The 12,128-nt window shown below is 43.6% G+C and carries 13 protein-coding genes; 7 read left to right on the top strand and 6 right to left on the bottom strand.

All coding sequences use genetic code 11. The features are described 5' to 3' along the window. The first annotated feature begins 250 nt into the window (after positions 1-250). The 6 genes from rplU to folA all read left to right on the top strand — a co-directional run bounded on the left by rplU (position 251) and on the right by folA (position 4,256). On the top strand, positions 251-562 hold the full coding sequence (rplU, locus tag AB4493_RS12475; protein WP_004740823.1) for a 50S ribosomal protein L21: 312 nt from the start codon (positions 251-253) through the stop codon (positions 560-562). A 19-nt stretch (positions 563-581) separates the two neighbouring features. Then, complete coding sequence (gene rpmA / locus AB4493_RS12470) at positions 582-839, top strand: 50S ribosomal protein L27 (RefSeq protein WP_004735905.1); 258 nt, start codon at positions 582-584, stop codon at positions 837-839. Positions 840-1,162: 323 nt separating this feature from the next. After that, positions 1,163-2,335 (top strand): Obg family GTPase CgtA, encoded by a 1,173-nt coding sequence (gene cgtA / locus AB4493_RS12465; protein ID WP_017061377.1) that lies wholly within the window; start codon positions 1,163-1,165, stop codon positions 2,333-2,335. A gap of 164 nt (positions 2,336-2,499) precedes the next feature. Then, a complete protein-coding gene (locus AB4493_RS12460) occupies positions 2,500-3,267 on the top strand; it encodes a threonine/serine exporter ThrE family protein (RefSeq protein WP_017061378.1) in 768 nt (255 codons plus the stop codon). After that, on the top strand, positions 3,267-3,740 hold the full coding sequence (locus AB4493_RS12455) for a threonine/serine exporter family protein (RefSeq protein ID WP_017062945.1): 474 nt from the start codon (positions 3,267-3,269) through the stop codon (positions 3,738-3,740). Before AB4493_RS12460 ends, AB4493_RS12455 begins: the two co-directional genes overlap by 1 nt. Before the next feature lie 36 nt (positions 3,741-3,776). After that, positions 3,777-4,256: a type 3 dihydrofolate reductase gene (gene folA / locus AB4493_RS12450; protein WP_172380432.1), complete on the top strand. Its 480-nt coding sequence runs from the start codon at positions 3,777-3,779 to the stop codon at positions 4,254-4,256. A 74-nt stretch (positions 4,257-4,330) separates the two neighbouring features. On the opposite strand, the gene AB4493_RS12445 is transcribed toward folA, so the two are convergent. The 6 genes from AB4493_RS12445 to lptD all read right to left on the bottom strand — a co-directional run bounded on the left by AB4493_RS12445 (position 4,331) and on the right by lptD (position 11,096). Continuing rightward, on the bottom strand, positions 4,331-5,134 hold the full coding sequence (locus tag AB4493_RS12445) for a symmetrical bis(5'-nucleosyl)-tetraphosphatase (RefSeq protein ID WP_017062943.1): 804 nt from the start codon (positions 5,132-5,134) through the stop codon (positions 4,331-4,333). 29 nt (positions 5,135-5,163) lie between these two features. Beyond that, positions 5,164-5,544, bottom strand: coding sequence for a Co2+/Mg2+ efflux protein ApaG (gene apaG / locus AB4493_RS12440; RefSeq protein WP_004735899.1), 381 nt, complete (start codon positions 5,542-5,544; stop codon positions 5,164-5,166). A gap of 88 nt (positions 5,545-5,632) precedes the next feature. After that, positions 5,633-6,448, bottom strand: a complete 816-nt coding sequence (gene rsmA / locus AB4493_RS12435; protein WP_017062942.1) for a 16S rRNA (adenine(1518)-N(6)/adenine(1519)-N(6))-dimethyltransferase RsmA — start codon at positions 6,446-6,448, stop codon at positions 5,633-5,635. Continuing rightward, a complete protein-coding gene (pdxA, locus tag AB4493_RS12430) occupies positions 6,445-7,437 on the bottom strand; it encodes a 4-hydroxythreonine-4-phosphate dehydrogenase PdxA (protein ID WP_372155061.1) in 993 nt (330 codons plus the stop codon). Before pdxA ends, rsmA begins: the two co-directional genes overlap by 4 nt. Continuing rightward, positions 7,424-8,722, bottom strand: coding sequence for a peptidylprolyl isomerase SurA (gene surA / locus AB4493_RS12425; RefSeq protein WP_017062940.1), 1,299 nt, complete (start codon positions 8,720-8,722; stop codon positions 7,424-7,426). The genes pdxA and surA overlap by 14 nt, the downstream gene beginning before the upstream one ends. Before the next feature lie 43 nt (positions 8,723-8,765). Then, a complete protein-coding gene (gene lptD, locus AB4493_RS12420; protein WP_372155059.1) occupies positions 8,766-11,096 on the bottom strand; it encodes an LPS assembly protein LptD in 2,331 nt (776 codons plus the stop codon). Positions 11,097-11,245: 149 nt separating this feature from the next. Here lptD and djlA point away from each other — a divergent pair, with 149 nt between their 5' ends. Next, positions 11,246-12,100 (top strand): co-chaperone DjlA, encoded by an 855-nt coding sequence (djlA, locus tag AB4493_RS12415; RefSeq protein ID WP_017061385.1) that lies wholly within the window; start codon positions 11,246-11,248, stop codon positions 12,098-12,100. The last annotated feature ends 28 nt before the right edge of the window (positions 12,101-12,128 follow it).

The following is a 12,128-nucleotide window of genomic DNA, read 5'->3' as shown; positions in this document are numbered from 1 at the left end:
TAGACCCTGTAAGGCTTATACGTTGTATTTAATTGTTGAATAATACACTAAAAAACGTTGATTAATACATCGCTAAAGGGCATGATTGCCGCACTTTTCTTTGGCGAACAGGTTTTCGCCAATTTTTTAAAAATATGGCTTGTCATAGCGCCATGATTCCCGTAGAATCTGCGCCCTATTGATTAGTTTAGCGCACACCCGAGTTGTACAATTAACAACCATAGGCTGTGCGGAAAAAGCGGAGTAAAATATGTACGCTGTTTTCCAATCTGGTGGCAAACAACACCGAGTAAGCGAAGGTCAAACACTTCGTTTAGAGAAATTAGACGTTGAAACTGGTGCAACTGTTGAATTTGATAAAGTTCTTCTTGTTGCTAACGGCGAAGAAATCGCTGTTGGTGCACCTCTTGTTGAAGGTGGCAAGGTTACTGCAGAAGTAGTACAACACGGTCGTGGCGATAAAGTAAAAATCGTTAAGTTCCGTCGTCGTAAGCACTCGCGTAAGCAAGCTGGTCACCGTCAGTGGTTCACTGAAGTGAAAATCACTGGCATTAACGCTTAAGTATTAGGAGAGTTTAACAATGGCACATAAAAAAGCTGGCGGTTCTACTAATAACGGCCGCGATTCAGAAAGCAAACGTCTTGGTGTTAAGCGTTTTGGTGGTGAATCTGTTCTTGCAGGTAACATCATCGTTCGTCAACGTGGTACTAAGTTCCACGCTGGCACAAACGTTGGCATCGGTAAAGACCACACTCTTTTCGCTCTTACTGAAGGTAAAGTGAAATTTGCTGTTAAAGGTCCTAAAAACCGTAAGTTTGTAAGCATCGAAGCTGAGTAATTTAATCTTTAACTAGATTATTTTATTAGCTTTCAAGCTGAATTCAAAAGCCCTGCCGATTCGGCAGGGTTTTTTATTTATAGCAAGAATAAAAAAGCAGACGCTCTTGTTTTGGTTTTGAGAAGCCGTTTTATTTTTTGATAAACAGATTAGTTTTTAAGAAGCCGTTTGTTTTTAAGAAATAAGAAGCAAAGAACCTCTCCTTATTTGTTCCTTGGTTGCAGGTCGGCCTAGATCTTAGGTGATCGATCTAAACACGGATCTGCTAGAATTTATATCACTCCTTGATGAGTGGTAACGCAACGTAAGTGCGGAGTTAAAAAATGAAATTCGTTGATGAAGCGGTAGTAAAAATAGAAGCCGGTGATGGCGGTAATGGTACAGTTAGCTTTTGGCGCGAAAAATTCGTCGCTAAAGGTGGTCCTGATGGCGGCGACGGTGGTGACGGCGGTGATGTTTACATCCAAGCGGATGAGAACTTAAACACACTGATCGATTACCGTTTCCAACGTTTTTACAATGCAGAGCGTGGCGAGAATGGTCGCGGCGGTAACTGTACTGGTAAACGTGGTAAAGACATTACGCTGAAAGTACCAGTTGGTACGCGTGCAGTTGATATCCACACCAACGAAATCGTTGCTGAAGTTGCTGAACACGGCAAGAAAGTAATGGTTGGTAAAGGTGGTTGGCACGGTCTTGGTAACACGCGTTTTAAATCGTCTGTTAACCGCGCTCCTCGTCAAAAGACAATGGGTACTAAAGGCGAAGTTCGTGAACTGCGTTTAGAGCTTCTTCTATTAGCTGACGTTGGTATGCTTGGCCTACCAAACGCAGGTAAATCTACTTTTATTCGTTCAGTATCTGCTGCGAAACCAAAAGTGGCTGATTACCCGTTCACTACTTTGATCCCAAGCTTGGGTGTGGTAAGTGTTGTCCCTGAAAAGAGCTTCGTTGTTGCCGATATCCCAGGACTAATCGAAGGCGCAGCTGATGGCGCTGGCCTTGGTATCCGATTCCTTAAGCACCTTGAGCGTTGTCGTGTTCTTCTGCATATGATCGACATTATGCCGATCGATCAATCTGATCCTATTCAGAATGCACTAACGATCATCGATGAGCTTGAGCAATACAGTGAAAAAGTTTCACAAAAACCTCGCTGGTTAGTGTTCAATAAAGTTGACCTAATGCCAGAAGACGAAGCAGACGAAAAGATTCAAGAAATCATCGATGCTTTGGGCTGGGAAGGCGAGTACTTCAAGATCTCTGCTGTGAATAAAATCGGCACCAAAGATCTTTGCTTCAAACTAGGTGAGTTTATGGAAAACCTACCTCGTGAAGTTGTAGAAGTTGAAGAAGAAGAAAAAGTAGACTTTATGTGGGATGACTACCATAAAGATGCGATGAGCGGTAAGAATGTCGTTACTGAAGATGACGACGATTGGGACGATTGGGATGACGAAGAGGATGACGGCCATGTTATCTATGTTCGTGACTAATCCTCTTAGTTTCTCATAACGCATCGGTCGCTTCTTACAAGTACACTGATAGTTTTATTAAACCGCAATGAAAATTGCGGTTTTTTTGTATCTAAATCATGACGTCTTACTGTTTTTTATGCAAAATTTATCTTTAGATAATTAACGCCTATGGGAAGGAAATCATGGCATCAAAGCAAAGAGCGATCTCAAGACTCGTCGCTCAATCAGGACAAATGTTATTGGCGCACGGGGCAGAGAGCACACTGGTCGGCGATATCATGCGTCGCATCGGTATTGCTTGTGGGGTGAATGAGGTTGAAGTCGCACTGTCAGCCAATGCGCTTGTTGTAACTACCGTAATGGATGATCACTGTATTACCACTACTCGAAGTTGTGCTGATCGTGGCATTAACATGCAGGTTATCACCGACATTCAACGCATTTGCATCATGATGGAGAAGGGAATTCTCGATTATGATTTGGCGTATAAAAAGATTCAAAACATCAGCCCCGAGCGCTACAACCGTTGGTTAGTGGTTGTGATGATAGGGTTGTCGTGCGCCTCTTTTAGCCACCTTGCGGGCGGAGACTGGCAAGTCTTCATGATGACTTTTATTGCTTCAGCTTGCGGTATGATCGTCAGGCAAGAGATTGGGCACCGCCATTTCAATCCGCTATTAAACTTTGCTATCACAGCATTCGTTACCACGACCATTTCAGCTCAAGCCGTACTTTACAATATTGGCGGCCAACCCACGATCGTGATGGCTTCATCTGTATTAATGTTAGTACCTGGTTTTCCTCTGATTAACTCCGTCGCTGATATGCTTAAAGGCCATATTAATATGGGGTTAGCGCGCTTTACCATGGCCAGCTTATTAACTCTGGCGACGAGCTTGGGCATTGTCGCGGCGATGAGTCTATCAGATGTTTGGGGGTGGGCAAGCTAATGAGTATTTTCGAACTGTTTTTAGGTCTGCTCAACGATATGTTTTTCGCCGCTATTCCTGCGGTTGGGTTTGCATTGGTGTTTAACGTTCCGCAACGTGCTTTAATTTATTGTGCACTCGGTGGTTCTATCGGTCATGGTAGCCGGTATCTGATGATGCACTTTGGTATTCCAATCGAATGGGCGACGTTCTTCGCCGCAACCGTGGTTGGTATGATAGGGGTTCATTGGTCACATAAACTGTTAGCACATCCGAAGGTGTTTACGGTTGCAGCTCTAATTCCTATGGTGCCAGGTGTGTTCGCCTTCAAGGCGATGATTGCGATGGTGGAGATTAACAGGGCAGGCTACACGCCTGAGTTGTTGGCAATGTTGATGGAGAACTTTTTAAAATCGATGTTCATTATCGCAGGGTTGGCGGTTGGCTTAGCTGTGCCAGGGCTGTTATTCTATCGCCGTAGACCTATCGTTTAGCGTTAATTTTCTTTTTAGGGACAGGACTTTCGATTTATGATCATCAGTATGATTGCAGCAATGGCCAATAACCGTGTAATAGGTAAAGATAATCAGATGCCTTGGCACTTGCCTGCGGATTTCGCATGGTTCAAGCGCTCGACTATGGGTAAACCAGTTGTGATGGGACGTAAGACCTACGATTCTATTGGACGCCCTTTGCCGGGTCGGTTGAATGTCGTAATCAGCCGTGATGAGAGTTTAAAGATTGAAGGTGTAACGACGGTAACTTCTATTGAACAGGCTCTAGAGCTACTCAGTGATGTTGAAGAGGTGATGATCATTGGTGGCGGCTCTATTTATGAGAGCTGCTTACCTAAAGCGGACAAGTTGTATCTGACTTACATCGATTTCGCCGTCGATGGAGATACACAATTTCCTGACTGGGGTGAAGGTTGGAAGCAGAGCTTTAACGAGAGCTATCAAGCTGACGAGAAAAACAAACACAACATGGAGTTTGTGATTCTCGAGCGTTAACTGTGGTTATCAATAGCTAGTCTCTGAAAAATGCTTGCGTTACCCTACCAAGGTAGCGCAAGTTTCTCGTATCTTTATAGCGCTTTCTGAGTGAAAAACTGTTTATCTTCCCAGCGAAGAATTGTCAATTCACCTCCCCAGACGCATCCAGTATCAAGTCCAATTACGTCTTTTCCGTTATAGCCTTCAAGCGCAGCCCAGTGTCCAAAAACAACGGTTTTATCGAGCTTTATGCGTTGCGGAAGGTCAAACCATGGCACTAATGGTTCATCGGTAATCTCATTCGGTGGTAGCTTACATGCCATGTCGAGACGGCCATCTTCAAAACAGAAACGCATTCTTGTCAGGCTATTGATCGCATAGCGATAGCGCTCAATATCATGTAAATCCTGATGCCATAAATCAGGCGCGTTGCTGTACATGTTTTCGATTAGCCATTGCCATTTATCGGACTTTAACAAGGATACGATCTCTCGATTTTCAACACGTGCTCTTTCTAGATTCCACTGCGGTGAGATACCCGCATGGCACATCACGAACTCTGGGTGTTCTTGAAGCAAAGGCTGTTGTCTTAACCATTCGATTAGCAGTTCACGATCTTCAGCATCAAGAATCGCTTGAGTCTTATCTTTTGGTTTCGCTGGAAATAGTCCTAAGGACACCGCCAGAAGATGTAAGTCGTGGTTGCCTAATACAACCTTAGCTGCGTCACCAAGGTTACGAATAAAGCGTAACGTCTCCAATGATTTAGGGCCTCGAGCAACTAAGTCTCCGGCGACCCATAAAGTATCTTGGTGTTTATCAAAGTTAATTTTTTCAAGTAGTCCTTGAAGTTCGTCGAAGCACCCTTGGATGTCTCCGACAATGTAATTCGACACAATAGTTTCCTGTAGATACGGATGTACGGCTAATTAAGAATATTAGGGATTGCGAGTCTGAATGGGTCAACTTCGGTAATAAAATCAATGCCCTTGTTATCGGTCATCACATAGTGACCTTGCATAACGCCAACAGGGGTTTCGATGACCGTACCACTTGTGTAGGTGTACTCGTCGTTGGCTTCAATCACGGGTTGTTGGCCAACTACACCATCACCCTCAATGGTGAGCTGCTTGCCGTTAGAGTCGGTAATTAACCAGCGGCGAGACATAAGTTGCACCGTTGTTTTACTTAGATTTTTGATGGTAATAATGTAGGCGAAGACATAACGATTCTTCGTTGGCTCAGATTGTTCTTCTATGTACTTAGAGTGAACCTGGCATTTGATACAAGGCGTAGATATATCCATATTCGCACCTTTTGTTGTTGATATACTTAATGTAATTAAAGTATTACATAAAAAAGGCTCCTAACCGAAGTGTAGGAGCCTTTTTTATTTATTTGTCAGCGTTATGACTGTCGTACAACCAGTTTGCCATGTCGACAAACTGCTCGAGCGTTAAGTTCTCAGGACGCATGCTTGGGTTGATACCTAGCTCTTCAAGCACTTCCTTATCGATTAAGCTCTTGTAGCAGTTACGAACTGTTTTACGACGTTGGTTAAAGCCTTCACGACATACGCGATCTAGCCATTTCAGATCTTTTGCCGGATAAGGCAGCACTTCGTATGGCTGTAGGCGCACGACTGCTGAGTCTACTTTCGGTGGCGGAACGAAGGCCGTTGGTGGAACTTCTAACACAGGCGTTACTTTACAGTAGTATTGAGCCATTACAGTAAGACGACCGTAAGCTTTACTGCCAGGGCCAGCAGCTAGACGGTTAACCACTTCTTTTTGAAGCATAAAGTGCATGTCTTGCACGTCTTTATGGAATTCAAAAAGGTGGAACATCAATGGTGTAGAGATGTTATATGGCAAGTTACCAAAGATGCGTAGCTTATTGTTTGGCTTAACCAGTTCTTGGAAATCGAACTTCATCGCATCGCCTTCACGGATCGTTAGCTTGTCCGCAAGATCTGGATGGTTACGAAGACGTTCTGCAAGGTCTCTATCCAATTCGATAACAGTAAATTTATCGACAAGCTTACCCACAGGCTCAGTAATTGCGCCTAGACCAGGACCGATCTCTACCAAGTTTTGACCTGGTAGTGGGTTAATACTCGATACGATGCCATCAATAATGTATGGATCGTTAAGGAAGTTTTGACCAAAACGTTTACGCGCTTTGTGCCCTAAGTGGACATCATTTCTCATTGCTTTTTCTCTACTAATTCAATGGCGTGCGTGAGCGCTGTTCTAAAGCTCCCTGTATCGGCTTGGCCTTTCCCTGCCAAGTCTAAGGCGGTACCGTGGTCGACTGATGTGCGAATAAACGGTAAGCCAAGCGTGATGTTCACTGAGCGACCAAACCCTTTGTATTTCAATACCGGGAGTACTTGGTCGTGATACATACCTAAAACAGCATCTGCATCTTGCAAATATTTTTCATTAAAGATGGTGTCTGCTGGCAATGGGCCAACTAAATTGATGCCATCTTTTTGGCGAATTTTTTCTAGCGTCGGGGTGATAGTTTCAATCTCTTCACGCCCTAAACAACCATCTTCACCAGCATGTGGATTCAAGCCACACACATAGATAGTTGGTTTCTCAATAGCAAATTTTTCAACCAAGTCTTTATTTAGAATAGCAATAATTTGCTCTAATCTGTCTTCGGTCACAGCTTGAGATACATAAGCTAGTGGGATGTGCGTTGTTACTAGCGCAACACGCAGCCCTTCAGTTGCCAACATCATCACCACCAGTGGTGTATTGGACTTCTCTGCAAAGAACTCGGTATGGCCGCTAAAAGCAACGCCAGCTCGGTTAATTACACCCTTGTGAACGGGGCCGGTGACAATAGCATCAAATTCATCATTCATACAGCCAATTGCTGCGGTTTCTAAAGTATTTAATACGTAATGACCATTAGCCTCATTGAGTTGACCTGCAACTGCCGTTTCAGCAAGTGGAACGTGTTTCACTACCAGTGTGCCAGCGCGTTGCGGTTGCTTAGCTGCATTTGCATCGTAGTCCAGAAGATCGACTTCGATACCAAGAATTTTAGCTCGCTCGGATAGCAGTGTTTTATCAGCACAAACCACGAGTTGATGAGGCCAACTTTCTTGAGATAGAGCCAAAGTTAAATCTGGGCCTATCCCTGCTGGTTCACCTGCGGTTATGACAACACGTTTAGTTGTTGTCATCTTGGTCGTCCTCAACCATCTCAACAAAGGCACTTGCTCTTACTTCTTGTAGCCAAGCACCAGCTTCTTCGTTGAATTTACGGTTAAATAGAATTTGGTAAGCTTTGTTTTTCAAAGCTGAATCGGTACGGTCGACTTCGCGACGGTCTAGTACTTCAACAATGTGCCAACCGTGTACGGTTTTGAATGGCGCACTGATTTTGCCTTCTGGTAGCGTTTCTACTTGGTGTTTGAATTCTGGTACATACAAATCTGGTGTTTGGTAGCCTAGCTCACCATCTTGTACTGCAGAACCTGGATCTTGGCTGTATTGCTGTGCAAGGTCGCCAAAGCTCGCTTCACCTGTGTTTACGCGGCGCGTGATCTCTTCAAGTTGTTCTTTCGCGCCATCGTCACTCAAGATTACGGTTGGCTTAATCAAGATATGACGAGCATTCACTTCCGTTACTGCTACGGTTTCTAAGCCTTTCACATCTTCAATTTTTAGAATGTGGAAACCTACACCGCTACGGAAAGGACCGATGATGCTGCCTTTATTTTGCATTTTGATCTGGTCAGCAAAAATGGTTGGCATCTCTTCTTTACGCATCCAACCCCAATCACCACCTTGCAGCGCTTTAGGACCCTTAGAGTAAGTATATGCCATGGTGCTGAAATCTTTGCCTGAGTTCAGTTCTTCGACAAGTTCTTTAGCTTGGGCTTCTAGCTCTTCTTTGGTTTGGTCATCATTGAAGCGAAGTTGAATGTGTCCAATCTTGTATTGAACGGTTGCGTTAGTCTCTTGCGCTAAGATATCCGCTAGGTTATCGACCTCTGCAGGAAGGATGTTAATACGACGGCGAACTAGAGCATTGCGAGCCTCACTTGCCGCAATTTCTTTTCTTACTTGCTCTCGAAATGCATTGTAGCTAAGGCCTTCTTCAGCAACCGATGCGGTAAGTTGTTCTACCGTTTGGTTGTTGTCTTTAGCGATACCTTCAATTGCTTGATCAAGTCGAGCATCATCAATACGAACACCGATACGTTCTGCTTCTTGAGTTTGAATAGTATCGATGATCAGTTTTTCTAGTACTTGCTCATTGAGCACATCTTGCGATGGCAGTGTTTGACCGCTTTTTTTTGCGTTGGCACGCAGTGTCTTCATCGAAGCATCGATGTCGCTTTGTAAGATAACGCCTTCGTTAACGATAACTTTTACGCTGTCTAGCTCAACCGGTGCTGCAAAGCTTGTTGATAAAGTACAAGTCGCTGCAATAGCAATTAATGTGCGTTTCCACAATGTCATGTGTAATCCTTTAAATTTACTGATTTCTTATCAGTAAAGAAAATTAGTTGTTTAAGAAGAATGGGCGACCGTAGCTCAATGAGTTATCAGAACTGCTATCCCCAACAGCGCCTGAATCAGAGCCTAAGTTAGTACCAAAGCCGATAATACCGAAATTCACACCAAAGTTATTTTCATATTCAGGCGTGACATTTGGATCACTAATGTTATTTGTCAGCTGGTTACTATACGTAAATCCGATATACCAACAATCCGATTTATAGTTCAAGCGAGCCAACCATTCTAGATTTTCTTGTGTGGTTAAATCATAGAAATATTGAGCACTGGCATTCCACTTCCGCGAAATCTGGTAAGCACCAAGTAAGCCTGCTTGTGAGATACCATCTCTAGTTATGGATGATACGTCAAAATCTACAGTTTCATTTATGTACTCTTCTGTTACATAGCGGTAGTTGGTTTGTATATAGCCGCCGGCAAAACGGTACTCAATGGTACTGTTAGCAAGTTGCATCGAAGATGAATCAATGTCGTATTGCACACCGCCATGGTAGAAAAGGTAATCATCGTAGTTGAAGTCCATTTCAATAGCCCAAGATGAATAATTAGTTTTGTCAGCGGAGTCTTCGTTGCCTAAAGTTTGCTTTGTATCTTTATCAAAATAGAAAATTTGACCAAAAGATATGTTTAAGCGCTCTCGGTACTCATCATCAAAAAAGCGAGATGATGCGCCATAGCTAATTTGATTTGCTGACGCAATGCGGTCTACACCACTGTATTTGCGGCTTCTGAATAAGCCGTAGTAATCGGTTTGTAACAGCGTAGTATCATAAAGACCAATATCGCTTTGATCCTCTTCAGGAACATACAGGTACTGGACTTGAGGCTCCAAGGTTTGAGTATAGTTACCTACAATCGTGGTATCTCGCTCCAGAACAATACCAGCGTGGCTTCTAAATTCAGGGATAACTCGACTTACCGATTCTTCTAAATCTTTGTACTCGTCACTTGTTGTATCAACGCCATCAAGATCCTGTTGGTAGTATGTACCAAGTAATCGTGCTTCGGTTGTCCAAGTGCCCCAAGTGTTACCTACTGGGATTGTAATACCAGGTTCAACGTGAACACGAGTGGCTGATGGTTTGCCTGATGCGTCGGTATCGAACATTGATATATGACTGATTAAGTCAAAATCTAGGTAATCCATTACCTCTGGAGCATAGTAGTTATACTCGAGTTGTGGCATTAGACGATAAGGCAAGTTATTGCTGGTGGTAAGAACTTGGAAGTCTCGAACAAGTACAGACGCATCCCAATTTTGAGAACGGTATGTTGCTTGCCCTTCTTGAAGCAGTTGTCCATCTTCACGGTTACCGATATTTGAGCTCATGTCCGAAAAGTAGTCAATATCACTGACTTTAGAGTAATCAATTTCGAATAACCAAGATTGTTGGAATATTCCTGAATGTTCTAGTTGGAAACCCCAACGATCGCCTAGATCAGTGTACTTTTGATCGTCTGGTAAATATTCAGACTCGATACTACCGGAACCAAAATCGCTTAAATATCTGAATTTACTGTTGAGTTGAGTGCCACGCTCTTGCATGTACTTGAAGGTAGTTTCCAAATCGTAGTCTGGTGCTAAGTTCCAATAAACAGGAATTTCAGCTTCAAAACCATCGCTTGAACCATACGAAACTGTTGGGTACAAGAAACCGGTTTTACGTGTATCACCCACCGGTACTGTTAAGTAAGGTAAGTAAAAGACGGGAACACTTTGGATTTCAAAACGTGGATTATAAAAAGTGGCTTGTTCTTCGTCTTGGTCGACACTGATGCTCGATGCTCTTAGACGCCAAGCATTATCGCCGATAGGGCAAGAGGTAATGGAGCCATCTTCAATCTCATAAACCGCTTTACCTGTTTTTGCTATATAAACAGCATCTCCGCGACCGGGCTCGCAAAGGAATTCGTAATCGGTGTTCTCAAGCGTCATTTCATCTGTAGTCAGATTATTGGTCGCTCTGTCTGAGATAGATTTGATTTGACCATCACTAAAGTTTACGTTGCCTTCAGCTACAACGATATTTTCTTGTTGGTGCAGGGTTACGTTATCTGCAAGGATGGTCTTGTTCCCTTGCGTAACGACTACGTCACCTGAGTATATTGCCTTGTCACCATTGATAGCTTCTAAGCGATCTGACTCAACATGAGCGGGTAGCTGTGTCTCGTTTTCTGCAGCGGGCTCGATCAAGCATTGATCTATAGAGGGCATTTCCTGCACACTACTATCGGTGATTGTTTCAGCTTGAGTTGTCGACACGTATAACGCCGTACTTATAGACGCGGCTAACAAGGTGCGGGAAAAAGATTGCATGAAGTTGAACTATCCTGTGTCACTAGATGAAGGGTTGATCTAGTATCAATCCAATTAATAAAGCATTTTCCTTATGATAAAGGAAATAATAGCATTCAGCATCATCAGACAGCATTACTCAGATAAAATTCATAGATAGAGAACACATAATGCAAATATTTGGCAAAATTTTGGGCGCGTTTTTTGGCTTTTTATTTGGAGGGCCACTCGGTTTAGTTTTTGGTCTGTTTTTAGGACACCAATTCGATAAAGCTCGCGGATTGAACCAATCAGGCTTCAATAGCTCTGGTTTTGGTCGAGGTCCAAGCCAAGCAGAAAGACAGAACGAGTTTTTTAAATCCGCTTTTGCGGTTATGGGGCACGTTGCTAAAGCGAAAGGGCAGGTAACGCCAGAAGAGATTCAACTCGCTTCTACCATGATGGAGCGTATGAACCTGCATGGCGAACAGCGTAAAGCAGCGCAAGATGCATTCCGTGACGGCAAAGAGAGCGACTTCCCTCTGAACGACGTACTTGAGCGAGTTAAAATCTCATCGGGTGGTCGTTTTGATCTTCTGCAGTTCTTTCTAGAGCTTCAGGTATCTGCCGCATTTGCGGATGGAAGTTTGCACCCGAGTGAACGTCAAGTTCTGCATAAAATAGCGCAAGGGCTTGGGTTTTCGGCAGCACAACTAGAACGCCGCTTGCAGATGCAAGAAGCTGCGTTCCGTTTCCAACAGCAAGGTGGAAGCTTTGGTGGCCATCAGGGGCATGGGCAATCATCAGGTTGGCAACAGGCTTCGCAACAGAACCAACTTGGCGACGCATATAAGGTTCTTGGTGTGAGTGAAAGTGCTGACGGTAAAGAGGTGAAGAAAGCCTACCGCAAGCTGATGAATGAACATCACCCAGATAAACTGATGGCGAAGGGCTTACCGCCTGAGATGATGAATGTTGCGAAAGAGAAATCGCAAGAAATTCAGAATGCTTATGACCTGATAAAGAAAGTAAAAGGTTTTAAGTAATTGAACACTAAACCGAGTAATAACAAAG

The sequence above is a fragment of the Vibrio sp. 10N.222.55.A1 genome (assembly GCF_041473835.1).
In the GTDB taxonomy this organism is placed as follows: Bacteria; Pseudomonadota; Gammaproteobacteria; order Enterobacterales; family Vibrionaceae; genus Vibrio; species Vibrio crassostreae_C.
The sequence above is the reverse complement of the archived record's forward strand: the minus strand, read 5'-3'. Positions and strand labels throughout refer to the sequence as shown.